At 47.2% G+C, this 26,779-nt stretch carries 27 protein-coding genes; 20 read left to right on the forward strand and 7 right to left on the reverse strand.

Going from position 1 to position 26,779, the window contains the following annotated elements; genetic code table 11:
* The first annotated feature begins 9 nt into the window (after positions 1-9).
* From recJ to ACYX4J_RS05795, 14 genes are all read left to right on the forward strand, one after another.
* Positions 10-1,737: a single-stranded-DNA-specific exonuclease RecJ gene (gene recJ, locus ACYX4J_RS05730; RefSeq protein ID WP_476178064.1), complete on the forward strand. Its 1,728-nt coding sequence runs from the start codon at positions 10-12 to the stop codon at positions 1,735-1,737.
* A gap of 79 nt (positions 1,738-1,816) precedes the next feature.
* On the forward strand, positions 1,817-2,728 hold the full coding sequence (locus ACYX4J_RS05735) for a DMT family transporter (RefSeq protein WP_444893194.1): 912 nt from the start codon (positions 1,817-1,819) through the stop codon (positions 2,726-2,728).
* Positions 2,729-2,736: 8 nt separating this feature from the next.
* On the forward strand, positions 2,737-3,363 hold the full coding sequence (locus ACYX4J_RS05740) for a LysE family translocator (RefSeq protein WP_445361378.1): 627 nt from the start codon (positions 2,737-2,739) through the stop codon (positions 3,361-3,363).
* A gap of 33 nt (positions 3,364-3,396) precedes the next feature.
* Positions 3,397-3,855 carry a hypothetical protein gene (locus tag ACYX4J_RS05745; RefSeq protein ID WP_444933817.1) on the forward strand — a complete coding sequence of 153 codons (459 nt, stop codon included), beginning with the start codon at positions 3,397-3,399 and terminating at the stop codon, positions 3,853-3,855.
* A 24-nt stretch (positions 3,856-3,879) separates the two neighbouring features.
* A complete protein-coding gene (locus ACYX4J_RS05750) occupies positions 3,880-4,272 on the forward strand; it encodes a MerR family transcriptional regulator (RefSeq protein ID WP_444893197.1) in 393 nt (130 codons plus the stop codon).
* A 103-nt stretch (positions 4,273-4,375) separates the two neighbouring features.
* A protein-coding gene (gene prfB / locus ACYX4J_RS05755) for a peptide chain release factor 2 (RefSeq protein ID WP_413662795.1) occupies positions 4,376-5,471 on the forward strand; the annotation gives its coding sequence in 2 pieces (ribosomal slippage) (positions 4,376-4,447 and positions 4,449-5,471; 1,095 coding nt in all).
* A gap of 72 nt (positions 5,472-5,543) precedes the next feature.
* Positions 5,544-7,028, forward strand: a complete 1,485-nt coding sequence (gene lysS, locus ACYX4J_RS05760; RefSeq protein ID WP_444886817.1) for a lysine--tRNA ligase — start codon at positions 5,544-5,546, stop codon at positions 7,026-7,028.
* Positions 7,029-7,179: 151 nt separating this feature from the next.
* Entirely contained in the window at positions 7,180-8,070 is an 891-nt protein-coding gene (locus ACYX4J_RS05765) for a hypothetical protein (protein ID WP_476178065.1), read from the forward strand.
* 260 nt (positions 8,071-8,330) lie between these two features.
* Positions 8,331-8,888, forward strand: coding sequence for a hypothetical protein (locus ACYX4J_RS05770; RefSeq protein WP_476178066.1), 558 nt, complete (start codon positions 8,331-8,333; stop codon positions 8,886-8,888).
* Positions 8,889-8,904: 16 nt separating this feature from the next.
* Positions 8,905-9,498 (forward strand): T6SS immunity protein Tdi1 domain-containing protein, encoded by a 594-nt coding sequence (locus ACYX4J_RS05775; RefSeq protein ID WP_444907663.1) that lies wholly within the window; start codon positions 8,905-8,907, stop codon positions 9,496-9,498.
* A gap of 68 nt (positions 9,499-9,566) precedes the next feature.
* Positions 9,567-9,878, forward strand: a complete 312-nt coding sequence (locus ACYX4J_RS05780; protein WP_444907664.1) for a hypothetical protein — start codon at positions 9,567-9,569, stop codon at positions 9,876-9,878.
* A 522-nt stretch (positions 9,879-10,400) separates the two neighbouring features.
* On the forward strand, positions 10,401-10,991 hold the full coding sequence (locus ACYX4J_RS05785) for a TrmH family RNA methyltransferase (protein ID WP_444907665.1): 591 nt from the start codon (positions 10,401-10,403) through the stop codon (positions 10,989-10,991).
* A gap of 202 nt (positions 10,992-11,193) precedes the next feature.
* Complete coding sequence (locus ACYX4J_RS05790) at positions 11,194-11,664, forward strand: GNAT family N-acetyltransferase (RefSeq protein ID WP_476178067.1); 471 nt, start codon at positions 11,194-11,196, stop codon at positions 11,662-11,664.
* 57 nt (positions 11,665-11,721) lie between these two features.
* Entirely contained in the window at positions 11,722-12,300 is a 579-nt protein-coding gene (locus ACYX4J_RS05795; protein WP_444933810.1) for a dienelactone hydrolase family protein, read from the forward strand.
* A 166-nt stretch (positions 12,301-12,466) separates the two neighbouring features.
* On the opposite strand, the gene csrA is transcribed toward ACYX4J_RS05795, so the two are convergent.
* Positions 12,467-12,631, reverse strand: coding sequence for a carbon storage regulator CsrA (gene csrA / locus ACYX4J_RS05800; RefSeq protein ID WP_444933809.1), 165 nt, complete (start codon positions 12,629-12,631; stop codon positions 12,467-12,469).
* A gap of 932 nt (positions 12,632-13,563) precedes the next feature.
* Between csrA and ltrA the strand changes: the two genes are divergently transcribed.
* Positions 13,564-14,655, forward strand: coding sequence for a group II intron reverse transcriptase/maturase (gene ltrA, locus ACYX4J_RS05805; protein ID WP_476178068.1), 1,092 nt, complete (start codon positions 13,564-13,566; stop codon positions 14,653-14,655).
* Between the two features lie 501 nt (positions 14,656-15,156).
* On the opposite strand, the gene ACYX4J_RS05810 is transcribed toward ltrA, so the two are convergent.
* Complete coding sequence (locus tag ACYX4J_RS05810) at positions 15,157-16,305, reverse strand: LysR family transcriptional regulator (protein ID WP_476178069.1); 1,149 nt, start codon at positions 16,303-16,305, stop codon at positions 15,157-15,159.
* Positions 16,306-16,513: 208 nt separating this feature from the next.
* On the opposite strand from ACYX4J_RS05810, the gene ACYX4J_RS05815 reads away from it, so the two are divergent.
* The 5 genes from ACYX4J_RS05815 (at position 16,514) to ACYX4J_RS05835 (ending at position 21,433) form a co-directional block, all read left to right on the forward strand.
* On the forward strand, positions 16,514-17,596 hold the full coding sequence (locus tag ACYX4J_RS05815; protein WP_476178070.1) for an NAD(P)/FAD-dependent oxidoreductase: 1,083 nt from the start codon (positions 16,514-16,516) through the stop codon (positions 17,594-17,596).
* 451 nt (positions 17,597-18,047) lie between these two features.
* On the forward strand, positions 18,048-18,425 hold the full coding sequence (locus ACYX4J_RS05820) for a MerR family transcriptional regulator (protein ID WP_444898031.1): 378 nt from the start codon (positions 18,048-18,050) through the stop codon (positions 18,423-18,425).
* Positions 18,426-18,461: 36 nt separating this feature from the next.
* On the forward strand, positions 18,462-19,034 hold the full coding sequence (locus ACYX4J_RS05825; protein ID WP_444914341.1) for an NAD(P)H-dependent oxidoreductase: 573 nt from the start codon (positions 18,462-18,464) through the stop codon (positions 19,032-19,034).
* An 806-nt stretch (positions 19,035-19,840) separates the two neighbouring features.
* Positions 19,841-20,497 carry a TolB-like translocation protein gene (locus ACYX4J_RS05830; RefSeq protein ID WP_476178071.1) on the forward strand — a complete coding sequence of 219 codons (657 nt, stop codon included), beginning with the start codon at positions 19,841-19,843 and terminating at the stop codon, positions 20,495-20,497.
* Positions 20,498-21,031: 534 nt separating this feature from the next.
* The gene (locus ACYX4J_RS05835; protein ID WP_444933803.1) at positions 21,032-21,433 is read left to right on the forward strand and encodes a GFA family protein; all 402 of its coding nucleotides are present in this window, start codon (positions 21,032-21,034) and stop codon (positions 21,431-21,433) included.
* 171 nt (positions 21,434-21,604) lie between these two features.
* Here ACYX4J_RS05835 and ACYX4J_RS05840 read toward each other — a convergent pair whose 3' ends face one another.
* The 5 genes from ACYX4J_RS05840 to ACYX4J_RS05860 all read right to left on the reverse strand — a co-directional run bounded on the left by ACYX4J_RS05840 (position 21,605) and on the right by ACYX4J_RS05860 (position 26,769).
* Positions 21,605-22,903, reverse strand: a complete 1,299-nt coding sequence (locus tag ACYX4J_RS05840; RefSeq protein WP_476178072.1) for a HupE/UreJ family protein — start codon at positions 22,901-22,903, stop codon at positions 21,605-21,607.
* Between the two features lie 28 nt (positions 22,904-22,931).
* Positions 22,932-24,659 carry a hypothetical protein gene (locus tag ACYX4J_RS05845; protein WP_476178073.1) on the reverse strand — a complete coding sequence of 576 codons (1,728 nt, stop codon included), beginning with the start codon at positions 24,657-24,659 and terminating at the stop codon, positions 22,932-22,934.
* 115 nt (positions 24,660-24,774) lie between these two features.
* Positions 24,775-25,260, reverse strand: a complete 486-nt coding sequence (locus ACYX4J_RS05850; protein ID WP_476178074.1) for a hypothetical protein — start codon at positions 25,258-25,260, stop codon at positions 24,775-24,777.
* 151 nt (positions 25,261-25,411) lie between these two features.
* Positions 25,412-26,023 carry a TPM domain-containing protein gene (locus tag ACYX4J_RS05855; RefSeq protein ID WP_445363728.1) on the reverse strand — a complete coding sequence of 204 codons (612 nt, stop codon included), beginning with the start codon at positions 26,021-26,023 and terminating at the stop codon, positions 25,412-25,414.
* Positions 26,023-26,769, reverse strand: a complete 747-nt coding sequence (locus tag ACYX4J_RS05860; RefSeq protein ID WP_476178075.1) for a TPM domain-containing protein — start codon at positions 26,767-26,769, stop codon at positions 26,023-26,025. Before ACYX4J_RS05860 ends, ACYX4J_RS05855 begins: the two co-directional genes overlap by 1 nt.
* Positions 26,770-26,779: the final 10 nt, after the last annotated feature.

Raw genomic sequence — 26,779 nt, forward strand, 5'->3', positions numbered from 1 at the left:
AGAAATACATTGAGTACAAAAATTCAGCGGCGGCCAGTGGATTTGTCTACTGGCCGTTTTGCTTCTGAAACACCAAAAATATTGCAGCGTGTCCTGTTGGGGCGGGGAATTGTCAGCGAAGAAGCGCTGGATCACAGTCTCTCTCAATTACAGAGCCCGCAGAGTATGCGAGGGCTGGAGGCTGCCGTTGCCTTGCTGGTGGATGCTATCCACGGGCAAAAGAAAATCCTTATCGTGGGGGATTTCGATGCGGATGGAGCCACCAGCAGCACCTTGGGGGTGTTGGCCCTGGGTGCAATGGGCGCGCCGGGGGTGGAGTACCTGGTGCCGAACCGCTTTGACTTCGGCTACGGGCTGACTCCAGAAATTGTCGAGGTAGCCAAAGGTTATCAGCCCGATCTGCTGATCACCGTAGATAACGGTATCAGCAGTATCGAGGGCGTGGCAGCGGCAAAAGCTGCTGGTATGAAAGTGATTGTGACGGATCACCACCTGCCCGGCAGTGAGCTGCCGCAGGCGGATGCCATCGTAAACCCGAACCAGCCGGACTGTGACTTTCCCAGCAAGAACCTCGCTGGGGTGGGGGTGATCTTTTATCTGCTCAGCCGTTTGCGCACGGCCCTACAGCAGAGTGGGTGGTTTGAGCAGAGCGGTATTGCCCCGCCCAATATGGCCGAATACCTGGATTTGGTCGCCTTGGGTACTGTGGCCGACCTGGTCCCGCTGGATCACAACAACCGGATTCTGGTTCACCAGGGCATCGCCCGTATCCGCGCCGGCCGCTGCCGGCCCGGTATTGCCGCCCTGATGGAGGTTGCCGGGCGCGACCAGCGCAGGCTCTCTACCACAGATATTGGTTTTATTTTGGGGCCGCGAATTAATGCGGCTGGTCGTCTCGACGATATCGGCACCGGTATCCGCTGCCTGCTCACCCGCGATCCCAGTGAAGCGCGGGAGCTGGCCGGCGAGCTGGACGTCCTGAACCGGGATCGCAAAGCGATCGAGCAGGGGATGCAGCGGGAGGCAATGGCGGCCCTGGATGAGTTGCGCCTGGAGGGCGAAATTCCCTGGAGTTTGTGTCTGTACGATGCCAACTGGCATCAAGGTGTGGTGGGTATTTTGGCCAGCCGCATCAAAGAGAAATTCCACCGCCCGGTGATCGCATTTGCTGAGGGTGATAACGGCCTCGTGAAGGGCTCTGCGCGTTCGATTCCCGGGCTGCATATTCGCGATGCCCTGAGTGACGTAGCCGCCTCTCACCCGGACCTGATCAGCAAGTTCGGTGGCCACGCCATGGCGGCGGGGCTGAGCTTACCCCAGGAAAACCTGGAGGCTTTCCGCAAGGCTTTTGAGCAGGTGGTGCGCAACCGCCTGAATGAAAACCAGCTGCACGCGGTTATCGACTCTGACGGTGAGTTGGAATCTGGGGATTACACTTTGCACACGGCAGCCATGTTGCGCGCTTGTGCGCCCTGGGGACAGGCGTTTCCAGAGCCGGTATTCGACGGTGAATTCCTGTTGCTGCAACAGCGCATCGTCGGCGAGCGCCATTTAAAAATGGTGGTGGCGCCGCCCCAGGCGCCGCAACTGGCGCTGGATGCTATTGCTTTTAATGTGGACACCGAGCAGTGGCCGCAGCCCACGGAAAGAGTGCGCTTGGCTTTTAAGCTCGATGTTAATGAATTTCGCGGGCGGGAATCCCTGCAATTAATGGTGAGCCTGTTAGAAGCGGTATAGGGCGCACTTTGTATTTGGCTGTTGGGAAAAACACGGAGTTTTTTGCAACAGCTCCCAAGTTGTTTGGAAGTAAAAAGTAGTGAAACGTAAACAAGTCCAGGCCGAAGTCCTACTGTTATTAGCCGCTCTCTTCTGGGGCGTTGCCTTTGTGCCACAAAAGATTGCCATGGCGGATATTGAGCCGCTGGCATTTAACGCATGGCGTTTTATTCTCGGCGGTTTAATCCTGATCCCCATCGTTTACTGGTTGTCCTCCCGTCGCGATGCCCAGCCCGGTGAAGCCGAAGGGCAATCGGTGAATCACACCTGGCGGGCCTGCCTGCCCGGTGGCGCACTGTTGGGTTTTTGGCTGTTTCTAGGCGCGGCACTGCAACAGGTGAGCCTGCTGTATACCACTGCCGGCCGCGCTGGATTTATTACCGGTTTTTATTTACTGCTGGTGCCTGTAATCGGTTTGTCCCTGGGGCATAAAACCAATCGCTGGACCTGGATGGGAATTGGTCTCGCTTTGTTCGGTCTCTATTGGTTGGCGGACTTCAGTGAAGAATCCCAGCTGGTGGGCGACTTAATGGTATTTGCCAGTGCATTTGTTTTTGCCATCCAGGTGTTGACGGCGGATCGATTGGTAAAACGCTACGACGCTTTGCGACTCGCCTGTATCCAGTTCCTGGTGTGTGGCCTTTTGTCCGCCGTAGCTTCGCTATTTACCGAAGAGGCGACACTGCAATCGGCGATCGATGCGGCTTGGCCTATCGCCTATATGATGATTTTCTCCACGGCACTGGCGTTTACTTTCCAGCTCTTGGCCCAACGCTACGCCGCGCCTTCTCACGCTACCGTAATTATGAGCTTGGAGGCAGTTTTTGCCCTGGCGGCGGGCTGGCTATTCCTCAATGAAATGCTCAATACCACGGAGTTAATTGGTTGTGGTTTGATGCTGGCGGGGATGCTGGTCAGTCATTACGGCAACCACAGCGGTACTCACCACTAGGAATATCAATGGAATTATCGACACTGGCACTCTTTGTTCCCGCAAGCTTCTTTGCCTCGGTCACACCGGGGCTCTGCATGATGCTATCACTGAGTCTGGGAATTACCCTGGGCGTGCGCCAGACTCTGTGGATGATGGTGGGAGAGTTGATCGGTGTTGCGTCGGTGGCGATTACCTCTGCACTCGGTGCTGCGGTATTGATGGTTCAGTATCCGACTTTATTTCAGCTGTTCAAATACTGCGGGGCCGCCTATTTGGCCTGGATAGGCGTGCAGATGTGGCGCTCCCGGGGGCAGCTGGCTCTGATGGATCAGGGTGATGCAGTCGACGTCGGCCGACCATCGCGAAGAGCGCTGGCGCTACAGGGGTTTGTCACTGCTGTGGCCAACCCCAAGGGCTGGGCGTTTTTTATTGCGTTATTACCGCCATTTATTAACGATGCCAAACCATTGGTACCGCAGCTCTCAGTCTTGTTAGCGATATTGCTATTTTTGGAGGCGTTGTGCCTGCTGATCTATGCCAGTGGTGGCCAGGCCTTGAGTCGACTACTGGAGCGGTCTGAAAATGTGCGTTTGGTTAATCGGATTTCTGGTACTTTGATGCTATCGGTGGGAGCCTGGTTGGCGTTATCCTGACACGGCTATTTATCGCTTTATGGAGGATGTTCTGTGCTGAAAAAACGGTTGTCATTCTTATGGGTATGGGCCCTGATTATCTCGGTGGCGGCTTGCGGCCAGTCGAGGGAGGAGAAAGCGATGGAGAACGAGGTTGAGAACACACCCGGCGCGGCGGAGCCCGAAGTCGCACCCACGCCTCCTGCAGCGACTATGAGGCCAGGGGAAATGGTGTGGATTTACCGCGGCAGTGGCAGCAAGCAGTGTGAAGGGGGTGGTATGACTCTTCAGCAGAGCCAGGCCAAGTTGAGTGACAATGGGGTGAAGGTGCAGGAGTCCCGCTGTGGAGTCCGCACCGACAGGATGTTCCCCGCCGTATGTGGCGCACCCACAGGAGATATCCTGATGCACCTGATCGGTATGGATGCCCTGGATGCCTCAATTGAGCTGGGATATAGCCCCGCCGAGAAAGTGCAGTATCAGTTTGCTGCCTGTCGGGACAACAGTGCCTGAGTTGAAACCTTAAGTGGGGTAATCGTGAACATTTCCCAGGCCGCAGAGAATTCGGGCCTCAGTGCAAAAGCCCTGCGGCACTACGAAAATATTGGCCTGGTGGTGCCCGGCCGCTCTGCTAATGGCTATCGGGATTACTCTACTGCCGATGTCGAAACCCTCTGCTTCGTGCGCCGCGCGCGGGCCTGTGGCTTTACCACTGAGGAGGTCCGGGCGCTACTGGGGTTGCGGGATAACCCGGAGCGCCACAGCCGCGAGACCAAAGACCTGGTCAATCACAAACTCGGGCAGCTCGAAGAGCAGTTGCAGACCCTGCTGGGGATGCGCGCAACCTTGCGGGCCTTTGCCGACAGCTGCGCCGGCAATGAGTCCCCAGACTGCGCAATTCTGGAAAAGCTCTCGGGACAGACCGCCTAGTAGAGGATTTGCCGCCATATCAGCCCCTATCTGACTGGAAGGACCCCCGCGCGCTGCGGTAGAATGCGCGCCGCTTTTTATTTTGTCCGGACACCGAAAGTTCATGGAAATCAATCCCCTCATCAATCAATTAAAAGACCTCGAAGAGCGCACTGACGTTCTTAGGGGGTATCTTTGACTACGCCAGCAAGAAAGAACGCCTTACCGAAGTAGAGCTGGAGCTGGCTGAGCCGAGTGTTTGGGACGACCCCAGCCGCGCACAGGAACTGGGGCGCGAGCGCTCCTCCCTGGAAACGGTGGTTAATACCATCGAAAACCTTGACTCCGGCATTGCCGATTGCCGCGAACTGTTGGAAATGGCAGTCGAGGAAAATGATGAGGACTCCGTAGGGGAGGTCTCCACTGAGATCGAAGGTCTCCAGCAGCAGCTGGGGATTCTGGAATTCCGCCGTATGTTCTCCGGCGAGAACGATGAGAACAACGCCTACCTGGATATCCAGGCTGGCTCCGGCGGTACCGAGGCCCAGGATTGGGCGGAAATGATCCTGCGTATGTACCTGCGCTGGGGTGAAGCCCACGGCTTCAAGACCACCCTGGAAGAGGTTTCCGCTGGGGAAGTTGCCGGTATCAAGAGTGCCACTGTGCATTTCGCCGGCGACCACGCGTTCGGATGGCTGCGCACAGAAACCGGTGTACACCGGCTGGTGCGCAAATCGCCGTTTGATTCCGGCAACCGCCGTCACACTTCTTTTAGCTCGGTATTTGTGTCACCGGAAATCGATGACAATATCGAGATTGAAATCGACAAGTCCCAGGTGCGTGAAGACACCTACCGCGCGTCCGGCGCCGGTGGTCAGCACGTGAACAAAACCGATTCTGCGGTGCGTTTGACCCACACAGAATCCGGTATCGTCGTGCAGTGCCAGAGCGAGCGCTCCCAGCACCAGAACCGCGATAAAGCCTGGAAAATGCTGCGCGCAAAAATGTACGAGCAGGAAATGCTCAAGCGCAACGCAGAGAAGCAGGCCATGGAAGACAGCAAGGCCGACATCGGTTGGGGCAGCCAGATCCGCTCTTACGTGTTGGACGACCAGCGTATCAAGGACCTGCGCACCAATGTCCAGACCAGCAACTGCCAGGCAGTACTGGACGGAGACCTGGACCAATTTATCGAAGCCAGCCTAAAAGCCGGCCTCTGATTTAAAGTCTCCACTCTCACCGCGCCCCTCGTCGATGAGGGGCAATATCAATCACAAAACTGATAGATCACCATGACTGATATCCAGCAAGACGAAAACAAACTGATCGCCGAGCGCCGCACCAAGCTTTCCGCTCTGCGCGAGAAGGGCAATGCTTTCCCCAACAGTTTTCGCCGCGAGAACCTCGCTGCCGACCTGCAAGCTGAGTTCGGCGATAAACAGAAAGAGGAGCTGGAAGAACTGGGTAAACGGGCGTGCGTAGCAGGGCGAATCCTGGCTAAACGCGGACCCTTTATGGTGATCCAGGATGTGTCTGACCGCATTCAGCTATATGCCGATAAAGCGGCACAGAAAGATATTAAAGAGCGCTTCGGTGCCTGGGATATCGGCGATATCGTCGGCGTAAAAGGCACTCTGCACAAATCTGGTAAGGGCGACCTCTACGTCAACTGTGAAGAGTACAGCCTGCTGACCAAAGCGCTGCGCCCGCTGCCGGAAAAATTCCACGGCATCGCCGATCAGGAAATGCGTTATCGCCAGCGCTATGTGGACCTGATCGCCACGCCGGAAGCCCGCGAAGTGTTCCGCGTGCGCTCCAAAGTGATCGAGTACATTCGCGACTTCCTCAACGGCCAGCAGTTTATGGAAGTGGAAACGCCCATGTTGCAGGTTATTCCCGGTGGTGCCAGCGCGCGTCCGTTCGTTACCCACCACAATGCGCTGGATATCGATATGTACCTGCGTATTGCCCCGGAGCTGTACCTGAAGCGTCTGGTTGTGGGTGGTTTTGAGCGGGTTTACGAGATCAACCGCAACTTCCGCAACGAGGGCCTGTCCACGCGCCACAACCCCGAATTCACCATGCTTGAGTTTTACCAGGCGTACGCGGACTACAACGACCTGATGGACCTCACCGAGAAGATGCTGCGCGGTATCTGTGAAGATGTACTGGGCTCCACCACTGTGGAATACCAGGACAGCAGCTACGACTTCTCCAAGCCGTTCGCGCGTTTGTCTGTGTTCGACTCCATTCTGCACTACAACCCGGAACTCACTGCGGCCGATATCGACAATATCGAATCCGCCCGCGCGGTAGCCGAGAAGCTGGAGATCCCGCTGAAAGACAGCTGGGGCTTGGGTAAGGTACAGATCGAGATCTTCGAGAAGACCGTAGAGCACCGTCTCGACCAGCCGACCTTTATCACCGAGTACCCAACCGAAGTGTCCCCGTTGGCTCGCCGCAATGATGACAACCCGTTTGTCACCGACCGCTTTGAATTCTTCGTTGGCGGCCGCGAGATAGCCAATGGTTTCTCCGAGTTGAACGACGCGGAAGATCAGGCCGAACGCTTCAAAGCCCAGGTTGCGGAGAAAGATGCCGGTGACGATGAAGCCATGCATTACGACGCCGACTATATCCGCGCGCTGGAATACGGCCTGCCGCCCACCGCTGGTGAGGGCATCGGTATCGACCGCCTGGTAATGCTGTTTACCAACTCTCCGTCGATTCGCGACGTACTGCTGTTCCCGCATATGCGCCCTGAAGCGAACGACTAATCGCTTCTCACTGCCGGGTAGTTTGACCTGCCCGGCAGTATTTCCTCCCCCTATGCCACAGATTTCCTCACTCTGAAACTTCCCTCAGCTCTATCTATCCTTATTCATTGATGCTCTATCGAGCCTCGAATGATTTGGAGCGGTTGCTGCTATGAAACAGGGACAGGCGAAAGAGAAAAGCGCAAGGCAAATATTGGCGCTAACGCTCTGCAGCTTTATCTCCTGTACCGCCGCTGCGCAGAGTTCGGAGCCTACACCGGCTGCCAGCCTAACTTCCAAAGAGTCCGATGACTGGCGCTTCCTCGCCACTCCCTATCTTTTCCTCCCGCTTCGCACTAAAGGGACTTCCACTGTCGCTGACACCAGTGTCGATATAGACCTGGATTTAAGTAAAACCCTGGAGCTCCTCAACGCTGCATTTTCTGTGCGCCTGGAAGCCTGGAAAGGGCGCTTTGGGGTCGTGGCGGATCTCTACTATGTGCACCTCAGATTGGACGAGGGAGCAACCATAACCCCGCCGCGAAACCCACAGCTGGATATCGATGTAGATATTGATGTTGAGGTGGATGCTCGCCAGGGCTGGATAAATGCCCTAGCCGGTTACCGGATTTTAGAAGGGAACCTGGCTAATAGTGGGCGAAAGTACTTCGTTGATGTGGGAGCGGGTTTGCGCTGGAACCGATTAAAGCAGGAAGTGAAAGCACGAGCGGGAATTAACATAGGCCCCAGGCCCGAATTTAGGAATCGCCTTGGAGGCAAACAGAGTTGGTGGGAACCTACACTATCTGCGCGAGGTGCAATCGGAATTACTGAATGCCTAACCGTTGCTGTACGCACGGAACTGGGAGGCTTTGGCGCTGGGGGTGATGACTTACAGTGGAATCTACTAGCCGGATTCGACTGGCGCGCCTGGAAGACAACCTCACTGCGTTTTGGGTATCAGTATTACAGTATTGATTATTCCGATCGACTCTCTGATGGGCGTTTTGCTTATGATATTACTCAACATGGGCCGTATATAGCGGCGACTTGGCGGTGGTAGTTGAGTGAGTTCAGTTTATGAAGAGACTAAGTTCATTAGAGTCATAAGTTTAAAATCAAAGAGTTAGATATTTATTTGGTGCTTGTGATAGTGGCCATATAGAACGCATTTTTTATTTAGCTCTATGGTCCCATTTGTGTTTACCTTATCGGCTTCATAATTAAAAGTAAATGTGAGGAGCGAATTTATATTTGAAACCGTAGTAAAGATAATAGTGGTTTGGATAGCTATTATATAAATGTTAGATTTGAGGGGTATATATGGAGCTTCCATCGGTCCTAGATATTAAGGATTACTCGGAATTAAATTATTTTGATAAAAAGCAGCTCAAAGAGCTAATTGATGAATGTGAATTTATTATTGATGATCAGTATGATCAGCTTTCACCAGAGGCCTATTCATGTGTAGAGGGGCTTCTGGAGTACCTTCAGTATAAAGTCGGTGGAGAGGCTGCATTAAAAGCGATAAAGAAAAAGGCTGTCGAGGATGTTCGGCAGTGGATGTATATTCATCCAAAAAATCTAACTCCAGAAGATGATAAAAGAGCTGTCGAAAGTGGGTTAATTGCAATTCGATTGGGGTGTGGATGGGTAGTTGATGCGTATGAGGCTACTACAAATATACCGGGTCACGAAATTGAATGGGCAGCAATATCATCTATGCCAAACGTGATTTGTGAAGACTCAAAGGCGTTTTCTCAGCTTAAATTAAATTTAGGTAGAGAGCTGACAGAGGAGGAGATTATGAGAGTTGTAAGCCTTTCTGAAGGCTTGGTCAATAGTTATATGGCAAATGATGGAAAAATGAGGGAGTGGTGATCTAACAGAGTGGGCCATGCTCAGCTGCTTTACAGTTTTGATCTCCACTCCGGTTCGCAAGCGCATCTGCGGTATGGCGCATGCGCTAACTAGTAAAAATATTCTCATGACATTAAATGATTTAACAGTAAATTTTTCTCATATTAACAAGGGAGACCTTCTATCCGATTGGGAATGGCTTATTGGTAAGGGTAAGTTACCTATAGTTATTACCGCTCTTGGCGATGCGTTTATTCAAAACGTAAAAACCAATGAAGTGGAGTTTTTGAGTACTACACTTTGCCAAGTCGAGTTCATCGCAAAAGATGGAGAAGAGTTTCTCTCAAAATTACAAGACTCTGAATTTGTTAGCGGTTTTATGGGGGCAAAATTTGTACGTAGCTTGATTGAGTCAGGTAAGTCACTTTCTAAATATATGATTTACAGCATTAAGATACCTCTATTTCTTGGTGGTGAAATTGACGTAGAAAATTTTGAGATAACTGATATCGAAGTCCACTTCTCAATATCAGGACAATTTCATAAAAAAGTTCAGGGTTTGCCAGAGGGCACTCCAATTGAAAGTGTTACCTTGGCCAAGCCAAAAAGGAAGTCTTGGTGGAAGTTTTAGGGCTAACAAGGTAGTACAATCGACTGCAAAGGTATCATCTAATTGAAATGGTATACGTAGATACAACGATGGATATATCTCAGTATTACGATGAAGCTAAGAAAATAGGAAAGCTAGTAGAGCCCCAGGCACCTTATGTTTTGGCTGTATTAGATTATCCTCCTGAGGAGGATAATCCATCCTCGTGGGTACCCAAAGTTCAAAACGCTTTACTGAATTTCTATAAAGAATTTCCATCTTCAGATGAAGCAGAGAAAGCGCTTAACTTGTACATTCAGGGCGCCATAATGGAAGATAGAGCAGAGCATAACTTACTGGTTAAAATAGGAGCTTCCTGCTTGGTTTTAGGAGTGGCTATCGGATGGGTTATTTGGAGTTAACTTCCTATAACTGGCGCATGCTGTTTCTGATGTTGCGGCTAGACAGCGTGCTCTATGCTCAAGTTTAAATGTCTAGGTAGAGAGTGGAAATAATTAAGTATCCTTTGGCTAAATCTGTACTATTTACAATTTTATATACGATACTGAACATAGTGTCTATCAATGTTCAGTTTATTCCTGGAATAATTACATGGATTTTTTGGGGAGTTGTTGGCCCATTGATAGCCATAGGGGCTGTATGGTTTTATCACTGCAAATCGATGGGTGGAGAAAAGTATTGGGTACAACTGTCCATCGGTACTACCCTGTATTATTTGGCGCTAGGTATAATATCGTTTAATTATATAGGCGGTTTATGGGCGTCGGTGTAGCTTAATAGTTAATTAAGTAATGCAGCCATTAACATAGCATTATACATATTTTGTGAGGTTGCTGCGCTTATTGTTGTTAGTATTTACACAGTCCAGACTGTGTCTGACTGCAATGTTAGTAGTGAACAAATTATCTAAGGTCTTCGAGAATATGGAAATTGATAAAAATGGTGCCCGAAAAAGAGCTGATGAAATTAAGCCTTATCGCTGTAAAAATCTGATAGCTGTTCTCGAGTGCCCGATGGATATGAAGAACATTGGAGCGGTCATTAGAAACGTCAATGCATTAGGCGTTGAAAAAACGTATATTGTTGATCCTCGCAAGCTAATACCCGATGACTGGCAGGAAATGAGAGAAAGGAAATCACTCTCGAAGCCGTCTGTCTCTGCGATCAAATGGAGCTTCGTAAAGCGTTTTGATAGTACCGAGGAATGCCTGGATCATTTGGCGAAAAACAGATTTATCTCGATTGTCACCTCTCCCCATGTAAAAGGAAAAGACAGCTTTATATTGCATGAGGCTGATTACACTCAGCCAAAACTGGCTGTTTGGTTTGGTAACGAATCTAGAGGTATAAGTGATCTTGCAGTCGAAAATAGCGCTTTCTGCGTATCCATTCCAATGTTTGGAATGATTGAAAGTCTGAACCTCGGAACAACTTCTGGAATTGTATTATATGAAGTTACTAAGCAGCGCCGCGAGTACCAGGAAAAGTACAAGAGAGCAAACCGTAGCGACTAATAAAGTGATGAAGTTGACGTCCTATTTGTGTGTTTTTTTGCACTGCGGCTGTATTCTTTTTCTCAAATAAATAAAGAAACTTTCCCCATTGAATAGGCGCCTACCTTTCGGTCGTGATTACTCTTGGGTAACTTACAAAGCAGGCAAAAACTATTTCGTCTTTAAAGCCACCCCAAAACGAGAAGATCAAAGTTACTTTAATATGAGCAGGATAGAGTTTAAGGAGCTAACCCAAGTGAATCGAGATAAGCTGTTAGCTGTACTCAATGAGGATTCACTTAGGGAGCACTTAATTAAACATGAATACTTTGATGTCCAGAGTATTAATGAGTGGGTCAAGTTTAAATTAGAAGTAGACTCCCTGCCTGGGTGCCGTGTTCGACTAATTTACATCGGTGGAGTATTAGCTGGGTGGTGTGGTATTCAGCCTGACGATAGCGGCTTTGAGATGGCTGTTGTCATATCTCAACAGTTTTGGGGTTCTGGACTCTCGGTATTCAAAACAATGATCGGTTGGGCTAAGGAGTTAGGGCATAAGGAAATAGTGTGTCATTTGCTTGACAGTAGGCCAGAATACAGAGCTTTGAAAAGAATATCCAAAATAGTACATAAAACTGAGCTGTTGGGTCGATGTTTTACGACATACTGTATCGAACTCGATAAATATGCATAGATTAAACTATAACTGGTCGGTGTATCGTTTCTTTCTTGTTATATAAAAAAATAAACTATGGCTTGGGTTTTGGTTTCAGATATTTTTGGTCGTACAAAAGCGTTAGAGCGATTTGCAGCTGATCTTCCTGGTAGTGTAGAGATAGTTGATCCGTATAATTCAGAATTGATGAATTTCGATTATGAAGTTGAGGCGTATTCACACTTTACATCAAAGGTTGGGCTCGATAAATACGTTGAAAAATTATCAGAGAGAATCAGCGTATCATTTGGTCATGTGAATTTAGTGGGTTTTAGTATTGGCGCATCGGCCATATGGAGGTTATCTGATCATCAAGCTTTGAGTAATGTTTCAGGGGCAATTTTATTTTATAGTTCACAAGTTCGCCATTACGTCAAAATTGATCCTATATTTCCTACGCGCTTGATATTCCCGGCGATGGAGCCTCACTTTTCTGTATCAGAGGTCATGCAGACGTTGAAGCAGAAAGAGCAAGTGGAGGTTCATCATTCCACTTACCTTCATGGCTTTATGAATCCCCAATCCAGAAATTATAATGCAGAAGCTTATGCTAAATACAAGCAGATAGTATGTAATACGCCCTTCAACGACCCCATCTGTAAAGGTTTCAGTTGAATGCAGTTCGTATTGGAGTTTGAAAAATATCACATAGAGACAGTTGTTGTTGGTTAGTTTGTGCAAGTATTTAGCTAATCGAGGCCTTTCCAAAGGTCATAAACTAATTGAAAAGCCGCTGGGAAGACCGAACACTTGCTTCTCAACGGCTTCGGAAGTTCACCATCTATTCCTTTTGGATGCGCCTATATATTTCTTCTCGATGAATGGGTATCGACTTGGGGGCATATATTCCCACCTTCACTTGATTGCCTTTAACCTCTAATACCTTAACCGAAACTTTGGTGCCGATTCGTAGGTTTTCACCTATTCGGCGTTTCAATATCAACATATTCATTTCCCACTGATATAGGCTACAAGAAAGAGCGTTCTCTTGGGGGAGTATTGAAAGAAGCGGCTAGAAGAGGGGGCGCACGAGAACGATAAGCATAGAAGAAGAAAAGGCGAGCGCAACGCTCCCAGAGCTTGGGGACACGTCTCAAGCTGCTGAATGTACACCACTTTATTGAAGACGAGCGGGTATCTAGCGTATGATGCATATAGCCAGTGCGTCCTGAGTATTTTTTTATTTTTTTATTTATTTTTATAAATAAAAAAATACGTGCTATCCAGGAGATGGAGGTCGGCCCTCCGTTATCGCTTTGCAGGAAGTGGTAACAAACCGCCTCAAGGTGATCGGAGTAAAGAGCTTTGGTTAGAAGCGCTTGAGGAAAAGGCGTACGAGATACGTCAGGTATGTTGTGTAGAGACGAATGCAAATGAACCACTGATGAGGTGTCGAAAGCGTATTACCAAGATGATGTCAAAACCCGTGCACTGGCTAAGTGCGGGGATAAGCTTGGAGGTTACCTGTTTACCGACCGAGTGGCATCCGGCATAGAGGTGGCGTGAACACACAACAGGCTTTTGGGTGGAACAGGAGAACCTGTCGTCCAGGTGTTAAGGAAGAGCGTCAAGTAGAGGCCCTACAAGACGTTGAGTACCAAGACTGGTCACAGGGGCGGAACAACCCGTAGTAGTGGAGAAGCGGCTGTAATGGACGTGGAGCGAAGGGGTTGTCGTATTCGGCGACTAACCGTGTAATCAACCCAGATGGGGAGGAATTAACGATTAGCGCAAAGCCATTCAATATTCCCAAGCGAGCGGTTTGGGGAGCGTGGAAGCAGATCAAGGCTAATGGCGGCGGAGCGGGGATTGATGAGATAACGATAGAGCAATACGAATCGAGTCTCGTCAAAAAACCTTTACAAGCTATGGAATCGGATGTCATCTGGCAGCTATTTTCCATCAGCCGTCAAACGAGTGGATATTCCGAAACTCGATGGCAGCCTGCGACCACTGGGTATCCCCACAATCGAAGATCGCATTGCACAAATGGTGGCTAAGCAACTGCTGGAGCCAGAATTGGAGAAGGTATTTCACCCTGACTCCTACGGCTATCGGCCAGGCAAATCTGCTATAGACGCAGTGCGTCGAGCTCGACAACGATGCTGGGATAGAATCTGGGTAGTTGATTTAGATATCAAAGGTTTCTTTGACAATATTAATCACGAACTCCTACTGAAGGCATTGGATAAACATAATGATCATCGGTGGGTCAGACTCTATGTGCAGCGCTGGTTGACGGCTCCGGTACAACATCAGGATGGACAGCTTGAAGAGCGAACACAAGGCACTCCACAAGGGGGCGTAATCAGCCCACTGTTGGCGAACTTGTTTTTGCACTACGCGCTGGACGTCTGGATGGTAAGAACGCACAGAGATATTCCTTTTGAGCGTTACGCGGATGATGCTGTTTACCATTGTCGTAATCCCCGGGAAGCGGATCGCTTACTGGCGGCTCTAAAAGCACGCCTGACTACCTGCGGGCTTGAGGCTCATCCAGAGAAAACGCGCAAGGTCTATTGCAAGAACAGTAATCGTAAAGACTCCCACCCAGTGATCCACTTTGACTTTCTGGGGTTTCGATTTGGTCCCAGAAAAGCAAGGAATCGCCAAGGACAGATCTTCACCGCATTTAGTCCTTCAATGAGTCCTAAGGCCTTCAAGAGGATTAAGGATAAGGTCAGGCAATGGCGAGTAATAAACTGGGTGGATCGATCACTATCTGAAATGGCAAAAGTACTTAATCCCGCAATACAGGGTTGGCTGAACTACTATGGTCACTTTGGGCGGAGATATGGTGTTTATCGGCTACAGAAGTATCTTGATCAAACGCTGATGCGTTGGGCCAGGAAGAAGTTTAAACATCTGAAGCGAAGCTGTTTTAAGAGTTGGGTCTTTATTGGAAAGGTTCGTCAACAAATGCGTGGCTTGTTTGCACACTGGAGAATGGGAAGCTTGAAAATGTGCTGAATACGAAGAGCCGTATGAATTGAGAGGTTCACGTACGGTTCTGTGAGAGGTTGAAGGGGAAGTTCCTTTGGTCTACTCGACTTTTGATATTGAAGGTATCAATTTGGTTAGCTGGCCCCGGGTGTTGGTAGCACCTTGGGTCAGCGCCTTTTACTTATTCTTATATCTCGCTACCGTTCTCCTCTTGAAGAAATAGATCGTTTAGGAAATTGTGGTACTTCTCCTTAGGTGAGAAGCCAAATCAAGCCCAACCAAAAATAACAAAACACTAATAGAGATCTATCGATTTTACGCATCTTTGATATAGAAACAAACTTAATTGATCCCAACAGGATAATTTAAGCGCCTTTTATTTACCTATGTGCTAGTGTGAGGAAACTCAGCCAAAGAGTTTCTCCCGAAAAATACAGGCAGCTGGTAGGTCAGGTTCGAGTTCTTAGAAGCTATGCATTTAACATAAAGAATCTGGAAAATTGTAGTAGAAACATAGTAAGTGTTTTTTTAATGAAGGCCCTGAAGGTTTAGGAATAATTGCCAAAGGTAACTTGCTACGGGACCCATCGGATCAGATGCTTGTCTAGCCACCCGCACTTCCAGTTCTTGCGGTTTTGGTATCCCTTCCACTGCTATGGGCGATAATAAGCCCTGTTCAAGCTCCGCTTCTATCATATGTTCTGGTAGCGTACCCCAACCCATACCTTGAAGAATAATTTCTTTTTTAGTCGGAAAATCGTTGACTCTCCATTGATCGCCCCCTTCAAGCACCCCGTAGGTTTTAGTGGATGACTTCCTACCACTGATGATCACCTGGGGATGGCGTAGCATAATCTGCCTTGGGACTTCCTCGTATTGGGTAAGTAGGGGAGAGTCGCCAGCGATCACAGAAATGAATTTCATATTCATTAGATGAATGGATTCAAGCTGGTCGTAAGTTTCAGTCCACGGAATAATAGCTATGGAAACCTGGCCTCCCTTTAATAAGTCCAGTGGCCCGAGGCCATTTTCGGAATAGACCTCCAAGCGTGTTTTTGGGTACTCAATTTTGCACTGACGTATTGCGCTGAGTATTGGGCCGACCGGTATGGCGGAAGTAAACGCAATACCTACTTCCAGTTCTTCTCCTGCGACCAGCTGTTTAGCTAAGCTCTTAAACGAGTGGGCTTCAGCTAGTACATGTTTGGATTGTTCATACAGGGCTTTGCCGTCAGCTGTGAGTGTGCTCCTGTATTGGTCCCGATCAAATAGTTGTAGATTGAGGTCTGCCTCTAATTTCTTGATGGCGGCGCTTATAGTGGGCTGTGTTCGGTGAAGTGTCTGGGCAGCAGCTTTTAGCGAGCCCCCTTCAACTATCGCCTTAAAATATCGTAATTGTTCCAAAGTCATAGTGGCGTGAGTTAAGAGAAAATATAGGTAAGTTTCTGATGCAGCATATTTGAGGATCTCAAACTGAAAATAGCCATTAACTGGCTTTCTTTTATGAAGCATCTTTTCTGTTGTGCTGACAACATGAGTAATCTGCACTCGATACCATTTGCCAGTGCTTGCAAACTGGACAGCATCAACACCGCTGATCATTTTGAATGAGCAGCTTTTACGTAAACCAGCTATTTGTTTTTCTTCTGCCAGCAGAAGCTGGGAGTCTGCGTGCACCTTTTTACTTCATGCCTGCGCGGTATCATCACCCGATATCAGCTAAATCAACTTGTTAGGTAAAAGCTAACAAGAACTTAGATTATAGTTAATATCATTAGTCTAAGTCTAACTTTATCCTTATCTCCCTATCAAGAAGTGACCTGTTCGTGAGGCATTGCGAACGGCCGCGCTTTATCCGAACAGTTGAACGATATTGAGGTGAGTTATGATCAAACGGACAGACGTGTTAATCGTTGGCGGAGGCTTTGCTGGTGTTTCTGTGGCCCAAAAGTTAGCTAAGCAGGGTATGCAGGTGGTATTGGTTGACCGAAAGGACCATTTTGAAGTGACCTTTGCCACATTACGTAATGCGATAGCGCCTAACTTACTGACTGCTAATCCACGTAAATATTATCGTGACTTTATTCAGAGCGATTTTGTTCAAGCAGATGTGGTTTCCATGGATGACCGGATAGCAAAGTCATCAAATGGATTAGAGATCCACTTTAAACAGGCAGTTATCGCGACAGGCAGTCGCTACCCAACCTTGCCGATAGCGAAATCCACATCAGCTTATACGATTTCCGAGCGTGAGCAAGAAATGCGGAATGAGCAAAAAATACTGGCGAAATCTCAGTCAGTTTTGATTGTAGGAGGCGGTACCGTTGGCGTGGAGCTGGCTGGGGAAATTAGCAGCGCTTATCCCAATAAAACCGTGACCTTAGTGCATTCTAAAGATGTACTACTTGGCCATCTTAAGCCTAAAGCTCAGAACAAGGCGCTAGAGCAGCTTACGGCTAAAGGCGTTAGCGTACACCTCAATACCCGGCTAGTTAAGGAAGGTGCAATTTACCGTTCTATGAATACTCAAGACACCTTCAAGGCAGACCTGGTTTATGAATGTGTAGGTATGTCGCCAAATACGGAGTTTCTAAAAACAGAATTACTCGGTGTGTTAGATAAGATGGGATTAATTAAAGTGGACGAATATATGCGGGTTAGGGGTTATTCTAACCTTTATGCGATAGGTGATTGCTCTACTCTGGATAAAAATAAGCACGGCTATATAGCAAACGTTCAAGGAGGCATCTTAGCGAGCGTTATCATTAATCAAGCCAAAGGTAAAAAGGTTAAGCCTTATAAAACACCTAGTTATGCCATTGTTACGCCGACCGGTACAGAGACTGGTGTAGCTCAAATGCCCTTTGGTGTTTTTACTTCAAAGCTATTTGTTAACCTGAAACAAAAAGACATGGGGATAGGCCACATGCTTAAAGCAAGCGGTACAACTCCAGACTTACTTAGCTAGAGCTTTTTGGTATACAGTAGAGTGCCTCTAATTAAAATCTATCAGTCTCTAAGGTTCCTCTGAATAGACATTCTCACTGACCATTGAAAATCAAGTAAGAGGTAGTCCAGATACTAGCAATACTTGCCAGATGCGTATGAGGCGGCATAGAGGTGTTACTGCCATTAGTAGTAGTTTATTTACGTAGTTAGGTTCCCCGTCTGAATTTATTACAGGAAATTAGAGGGCCTTGTCTTCTTAATTTGCGGTATTGCGTATTTACGTTCTTCAACGTAATGTTTGTGCCGAAAGCATGAGAATGTAAGAAGTGAGTCCCGGCTCTTATGGGGTTCTACTAGGTACCCGTAAGAGCTGCGAAGGTCCCAAACTCATGGAAGGCTCCTTTCATGTGATGAATATTTTTCATAGGCTGTAATCTCAACGGGAAATTGAGCATAGGTAGGAGGTCTGTATGTTTATAGGAGAGGTGTCAAGAAGAACGAATCTCACTGTAAAAGCGATAAGATTTTATGAGGAAAAAGGCCTCATTGCCGTTCCTAAAAGGCAGGGCAGATATAGAGTCTATACGGCAGAAGATGTTGAAATTCTTACTTTGATCTCAGAAGCCAAAGTACTTGGGGTGACTTTGGCTGAGTTGAAGGATGTTATTCGGTACCATAATGGAGAGGTTGATTGGGCTCGAATCAGCGTTTTTCTGAAGAAAGTAAAAAGGAAAATTGAGGCTGAATTGGAATCACTTTCTAGTAAAGCTGAAAAGGTTGATCAGTGTATTGCTTCTATAGATTCCTGCCATAAAAGTCTTGACTCTCCCCTTAAGGGGAGACGGTAGACTTTTCATCATGTCTTTAAGCAATAGTATGACGAGATGAAAAATATCCTACTTTTAAATGGCAATCCAAAGAAGAACAGTTTTGTTAAGCAGTTGAGCGATGTCTATGAGTCTGAAGCAAAGAGACAGGCTAATGTTCGGCGATATAACCTGTCGGAAATGGACTTCAATTCGAATTTAGAGTTTGGGTACGATGATTATCAAGTATTGGAGGATTGTCTATCTGAATTTCAAGAGGCTCTTAAATGGGCACAGCATATTGTTGTGGTGTCGCCTATTTGGTGGGGCGGATTGCCTGGAAAGCTCAAAGGCTTGATTGATCGATCTTTTCTTCCCGGAATTACCTTTAAATTTGAGAGTGGTAGTGCAGAACCGATACAGCTTCTTAAAGGCAAAACATCAAGAATAATTTTGACAATGGATGCCCCTACAGAATATTTAGAAGAACAAGCAAAGCCAGTATTAGAGCAGCTTGATCGATTTACTCTTCAATATTGCGGCTTCTCGAAAGCAGAGGTTAGTTTATTTGGTTCAATGATTATGTCTGATAAGAATCAACAGGACTCCTGGTTGAAAACGGTTAAAGAACTTGGTGTTAACTGTCTATAACTTAGAATAAATCGATCTATTTTAATTGGAGCCACCTAAAGACAATCAATATACTTGAGGATATCTAAACTTTAACAGGTAAATATATAAGGAAGTGTGTATCAAATATAGTATTTAATTGAGCTGCACACTCCTTATTGATATCTATCTTGTGAAAGTGCAGTAGTAATTGTTGCTATAGTATCGCTCAATCTTCATCCCCCAGAATGAAGATTGATCATACGGTTGAGAATAGAAAATAGTATTCGTTACTCTACAGTTCCCACCTTCATCTATTTCTTCTGGACAAACTTGTAGATTAACTTACGTCGAATAGGTGAATATCTGAGGTGTATTTATGTAGGTTCAAGATTGTCGTGTCCCGATAACTCTCTCTGTAATTGGGGGGCGGATTGGCAATACGAGATGAGCCGCAAGGTCAGTATAAATGGAAGACAAAAGGGAGGTTCGAACCCTCGGTGCAGAGCCACTTTTGAGTATATTTCATACAAATAGTTGGCGGATCACACCTTTTCTCACAAGAATCAGGCAAAATTCATATGGACGTCAGGTGTTATAAAGCCTGAATAGATACATTGGTTGCTTATTACTTCATGTTTAAGCAAGGATATGTCATGAGGCACCTTTGTATTTCAATTGTTCTACTCTCACTGTTAACCCTGAGTGTTAACAGTTATAGTCAGGATACACTTACAGTTCTTGAAGGACCCTATCTTGGACAGGAACCTCCTGGGTTAACTCCAAAGTTATTCGCCCCTAGTCCCTCGAAAGAGTATCGGGATTGGGGTGGTTACTTCACGCCTGATATGAAAGAGTACTACGTTACAAGAAGATATCACCAAAGTGGCAAGTCTTCGAAAGTTGCATTCAAGCTTGAGGGTAATCGTTGGTATGAATCGGAAGTGGCCTGGGGTGGCTCTATCTCACCTGATGGTCAAACAATGTATTCTAGAAATCGATATAGAGAGCGCACTGACAATGGTTGGTCAGAACCTAAAAGCCTGGGGCCACTATTTGAAGACTTTCGTATCATGCGCCTTACGGCTTCTGCAAATGGAACCTTTGTATTTGATGAAGTAGGTTCAAATGGAGATGGTATTCTTCGCTATTCGCGTCTGTTAGATGGTAAGCGTGAAGTGCCAAAACCTTTTGGAAAGCAGATAAATACAGGTAAATGGACTGCTCACCCGTTTATTGCCCCTGATGAGTCCTATATTATCTGGGATAGTGAAAGAGACGGTGGATATGGTGATAGCGATATGTACATCAGCTTTCGCCAACAAGATGGCTCATGGGGTGCGGCTATTAACTTCGGTGATAAGATCAATACAGAGGGGGAAGATGGTGGTGGATATGTAACGCCCGATGGGAAATACCTTTTCTACTGCCGGCGCTGTACTCCACCGAATTTTGAAATAATGTGGGTAGATGCGAAGTTTATTGAGATCCTTAGGCCTAAATAAAATTTACACTAAGCTACGCCTAGTTCTCTGTATCTATCATCATATTGCTAAATTTAAATTCTTTAATGATATTTCCGGTCTTTACGATATATGAAGCCCCGGTTGATCCCGCAGCAACCTGTTAAGTTGTATAGAATCCTTTCACCAAGTGAGAAAGTGAGCACCACACTAAGTGTGCGGGTGCTCACTTTTATATATTGCTCAACTCAGCCTCTATTAGCCACTTGCTGCCGAAAACTTGAATCAATGATGAGAGAAATCAGGTTAGATAAAGGTTTGTGCTAATAGATATGCGCACCACAAAAGCCAGTTCTTTCTGGTAACCTTTTATCTACTTGGAGCGGAAGTTCAGCCTGAGACATTTGTTGTAGAACAGATAGCTAATACCGAAGTTAAAATTAGCTGGCGAGATTGTTCAGTGCGAGTAGATGTTCTTTTGGGGCTCTATGATCGGTTAAAATCTATACAAGGTGATATAGATGTCTCAGATATGTGGGCTTTGTATCTTTATATTACTAAAAAAGGAGTGTCTTTTTGACTAAAGGTGAATGCAATTGTGGAGAGATAGCTTATGAGATACAAGAATCCCTCACAGATTTATATATGTGCCACTGCTCAATCTGCCGTCGCTCCACAGGGAGTGGCTCTATTACTGTAGCTATCGTGCCTACCGAGAAGTTTAGTTGGGTTAAAGGTAAGGAGAACCTTAAGTATTGGTCTAAGCCTGGGCATGATTGGCATACAAATTTTTGCGCTACTTGCGGTTCGACTCTGCCCGGAGAGAATGATTCTTTAAATACTTACATTCCTGCAGGAAGCTTGGTGGATGGTAACGAAAACCTAAAAGTGGTTCATCATTTATGGGTTGACTCAAAGGCTTCTTGGGAAGTAATAGATGACGCCGGGAAGCAGCATCCCAAGGGGTTTGGATCTTAAATTATTTAACGTCCTGATTTATTGCGCTTTGTATTTTCATTCACTATTGCGTGTGTAGTGACAGGGAGGTTAATTTTGGAGTGAGTTTTGCCTCTGGAGCTTGAGAATACAAGACATTTTTAGGTGTATTTTCTCGAGTGTAATAGCCAGAGAGAAAACTCATTCTCCTGTTCAGAAGATTGCTGAAACAAGCTCATATCCTCTATCTAATGTCCAAATAAAAGCAATTGCGCTGCAGAGTCCAGCAACAGAATAGCGTATCCGGATTTCCCATTCCTTTTTCCACAGCCTGGCCAAATAGGTAAGGGGCCATATGGCAAGAACTATGATTACTTGTCCGGCTTCTACCCCCAGATTGAAGGCCAAGAGGCTTTGCCAGATATTCGGGGAATCAACTTGGAGTATTTCATGTAATACAAATGAAAAACCCAGGCCATGGAGCAGGCCGAGCATACAGGTGCCGATAAAAATTGTACTTTCGCTCCCTGTGATCTTAGTGTCTTCCCGGTGTAGTGATATCCAGGCCATATAGATTATGGATAGGGCGATACCGGTTTCTACCACCGGTACGAACCAGCTGGCAGTGGGAACAAAGCCAAAGAATCCGGCTGAGAGGGTGATACTGTGACCGATGGTAAAGCCGGTAGCGCGCCACAAGAGTAGGGGTAGGCTGAGTGCACCGAGGCTTAAGCAGAGTACAAACAACACGTGGTCCAGCCCCTTCAGGATATGGGCGATGCCCTCCGCCAGAAAAGTCTTCACAGCGTCTATTGAGGAGTGGGTAATCAATAGTGGCTCTTGCATAAGACCGCGTGAGCGAAAGACCTGGGTCTTACCTGGGTTGTAATCCAGTACCAGGTTGGCGGTGTCTTCCTGGTTGGGGAGGCCGGGGTTAAGAGAGCTGGATAGTTGGTATTCTCCAAGGGGAGCTTCCAGAGGGTAGAAGATCTGAATATCAACCAAGGTGTCACCCACATATAACCTTTGATTGGTGTCTTCAGGTAAGTATTGGTGCAAAAATGCCTGCTGTGCCTCCTCCAGCGTTGCAAAACCTGGTTCATTTCCTATCCGATACAGGCGCACGGCTTTTACATCGCCTTTTATCTGCTTGTCAGTATTGCGGAGAAGAGTGGCTCTCTCTGCAATATTACCGAGTCCTAGAGGCGCTAGCTCCAGCTGCTGAAAATCCACATAATGGACCAAGCCGCCTTGATCCAATGAGTTTTTGGTATAGGGCGCGGGTTGTGGGAGTTTGCCAGTATAGGGGTCGCGACCCTTTTTTGTTTTATCTGCCAGTAAATAGGGCATAGGCACTCTCATATATAGGTTGGCACCACTGGCTGTGTGCTCTATATGGAAAATCCGTACATTGAAGTTAAGAAGAAAGTGCGCTTGTGCTTGCCCGCTGAGGCTGGATATGAGGAGGTATAGAGCGATCATTGCGGGCAACTTGAGTGTGCTGTTTTTCATGGCTCAAACTATTTCTCTATTTTTGTTCTTACCGTACGGATAGGGGCGTAAATCCAGCGATTTTCCAGTGGTTATCAGACTGGATAATTGCGATATTGGCCCGGGTCTCTTGCGGTCTTTGTTCAAAGTGTCCCCAGCTTCGGTCCTCTACTACCGCCTGCCAACTTGTAATTAACCGGAATCCTTTGTTGCCATTCAGGTTAATTTGGCTGGAGTACTCGACTTTAAGATTTGTAATAGCACTGATTGATCCCAAGCCACCACTCGTTGTTTGGGGGCGATAAATTTGTGCCAGATTTGAATAGGTACTTTCGAATCCTTCCTTGGTAATCAGGTTTTTTAGCTTTAATTCCAGATTGATCGGTAGAGGCTCTTTAAATGCGGCTGCAACTTTTAACAGTAGCTGTTCTGTTACTTGACCCAAGTCTCGTTTTTTAGCGGTTCCTGGAAGGTTTACCCGGTATTCTTCTGGAAGATTGAGGTACAAAGCGACAGCTGAGATTATTATGGCGGTATAGAGAGTAGTTGAACCCTTGCGGCCTATAAGTGAGTGTTTTGTGGATAGCGTCAATACAATTATCGTAATAATAAGAAATGAAAATAGGATTGCCATAGGGATCGCCAGGCTGGGGGTTTCTATTGCAAGTGGATCGCTATTTGGAGGTCGGTAATCGTATAGGTAGTTGTGCCACTGAATATCAGGAAATGAGGGAATTACATGGGTGGGGAATGGGCCTGTGGGGTCCTGAATTAGGGTGGGAACGGAGTTGATCGTATCGGTGAATAGATTCCAGTCTACGGTAACACTCTGGGGCAGTGCATCGATGGAAAATTTTTCCCGGTAGCCAATCATCACTGAGCCCATTTCAATAGTGTCATTCTCTGAAATCTGTGAGTACCCGCTGTTATTTGCGCGGAGAAAAACAGTCTCAATGCTATTCGGCTGTGAGGGCGACTGATCAATAGAAGTTGGATTTTTATTATTTAGATAGCTGCGTACTGTGTGGTGCAGGAAGGCCTTGCTTTCTGGTGTTAATGGTTGCCAGGCATCAAAAGGGTGATTAGTCCACTCCAGTAAGTCCTTGGTGCGCACGAGTATCTCATGGCGTATCTGGCGGGGCTCTACGTAGAGGAAAGACATTAGAGGGTAGCGATTATGCCGACTAATATCGGTGTTCTTAAAATGTGTATTCCATGGGTCTTTCCAGTCGATAATGAGTGGTTCAGGTTGGGATAGGTAGTGAAAGCCGCTGATAGGTGTTTGCCCGTGGCGACTGGTAAAGCCAATTGTCACGGATGCCAGCTCATCACTACCCATGGGTGGTTTTAGTTGCAGGTCTGAAAGTCCACCGATTGGATATTTCAGCTGAGTTAAAAGAACCTTTTTATCTGTCGGGAAATCCGGCATTTTTATGCCGGTGCGGGGATCGGTTTGCCCAGCAAAAGGGGAAATTCTAGGTTTCCTCTGGGCTACTCGAATTGAGATGACTTTGGGCTTAATGTTCTTATTTCCAGAGAGTACTTGAAAATCGAAAGATTGCTGGGTTTTTGCTGATTGGGCCAGTCGATAAATGTCTGGTGTAGCTTCAATTCCTGGCCAAAATAGTTTGGCATCGCTTGCTGATATCTCGAATCTAATGTTTAGGATATTTTTTTGTATGTCGATCTCCGCAATATTGTTGGCGGTCTCAGCGCCACTTAAACTGATGAAATCAGCCTTGCTGGTTGTTGATAATGCACAGATGAATAATATCAAGGCCAGGCTGATAAGTATTTTGTTGAATGATAAATAAAATTTCGTTTTGGGAGTCATGTGTTGTTTGGGCAGAGTTTATCAGTTGCATCTTATTCATTTTTGAAGGGGGATTAATTTAGTCTGGTGCTTCAAGATTAGTACCGAAGGCTGCATTGACTTCCCCGTAGATTTTCTCAATCAGCTTTTTATAAATTACTTTTCCGCCATAAATGGTAGGTATGAATACAACCTCAGTAGGGGCAGCTGGTAACTTTTCGGACTCCGCCTTTGTACTGCTGGGGTCCCAGGTCGGAAATTTCACTTGCCGGTTACTGATGGCCCATTCCATTCTGAGGGCGTCGAGATCGCCAATGTGGTTGCTGAGCAAATGCTCGACATGAAAAGTTAATTTGTCGCTGTTACTCAATGCTGGCAGGAAGTAGGTGGTGGCTTGCTTTTGGCGAGGGGAGGCTATACGAGTGCCGGGCAAGTAAGCGTCCCCGATTGCCGAAGTCGTATTTTTCTTTTGTAGTTCTTGAGACCAGAGAGCGGCACTGAATCCAGATGCCAGTAACAGAAGAGTAATACTGAAAAGCTGCAATAGGGTTTTAGTCGGAATCATCTTCTTGTATAGAGTTTACTTATGGGTTTTATGCCTTTAGGCAGCTTAGTTGATGATTCAAGTCACAATATGAGGGTAGGTTGGTATGGCGTGAAGTTTCGTTTTGAGACTTGAATAAGTTGGTGTTGCCAGTCTTGGGGGATACGGGGATTTAATTGATGACGACTAGATGATTCGGCAGTTCATCTTTAATGGTGCTGGTGGGTATCGCTTCGTGAAGTAGATCTCCGCATTGCTCAATACATACTAGTAATGCCTCTCCTGCTTTTCCCCGCTTGATTTGTTGCACAAAATTTTCCACTACTCTCTGCCAGTTGTCATTGGTGATGTGTTGAGCAATGCCTCTGTCGGCCAGTATTTCTACATAGTGTTCGGCTTCTGAAACAAATATCAGTAGCCCGAGTCGATCCTTGGTTGCGTGTAAATCCTGCTCCAGAAATTGCCTGCGAGCTAAGTTTGAAGCTCGCCAGAATTTTATTTTCTTTGGTACCAGGCGCATGGTGATGGGGCGCCAGCGGAATATTACTGCCAGGACAATAAATAAAATCCACTGAAGCGTCACCGCCTGTTGGAGGTTGATCCAGAACGGCAGGAATTCGATCAGAGGGGAGACTAACAGTGTTAGGAATGCGGCCCATAGGGTAGAGATATAAAGGTAGTTGTCGGCTTCCTTAGCGACCACAGCCATGACTTCAGCGTCGGTGCGGGACTCTACTTCCTTGATTGCCTCTGCTACCTGGCGTTGATAAGTATTGGTGAGCATTACCATCCTCCCGATGCGCCCCCTCCGCCAAAACCTCCGCCGCCCCCGCTAAACCCGCCCCCAGAGCTGCCGCCGGATAGACCTCCGCCAAATCCACCTCCACCATAGTAGCCGCCGTAGCGCCCCCGCTTAAAAATGCGGCTCTGTGCAGGTGAACCCAGTGCGGCACTGCCGAAGAGGTGTAGCATGACCAGCAGAAGGAATACGCCGACCAGTACAGCAATTCGGCGTCCCTCTTTGGTTTCTACGGGTTCAGCGACATATTCATTTTTTGTCGCGGCGATAATTGATCGAACCCCTGCATTGATTCCGCCGCTAAAATCGCCATTGCGAAACTCTGGCAGTACTTTGGTTTGGATAATATTTGCCGCCAATGCATCGGTTAGGGCTCCTTCCAGGCCGTAGCCTACTTCGATACGGACCTTTCTATCATTGGGCGCAATCAGGAAAAGCACTCCATTGTCTTTGTCTTTCTTTCCTAGCTTCCACTTGCGTGCCAGTTGGTTGGCATACTCCTCTATAGTGATGCCCTGAAGCTCGGGGATGGTGGCGACAACCAGCTGATTGTCGCTGTCGCGCTCATACTGCTGTATCAACTCAGTAAGTTGGTATCTCTCATCGGCCTTTAACAACTCTCCCTGATCTACTACCCGGCCGGAAAGCGCTGGAAACTGTACATCGGCCCAGGCTGCTAAGGCACAGACCAGAGCGATCAGGGTGGTTATGGCAAGACTGGGGCGGTTCATTTTGGGGTCG

The sequence above is a fragment of the Microbulbifer sp. ABM4_008 genome (genome assembly GCF_056311705.1).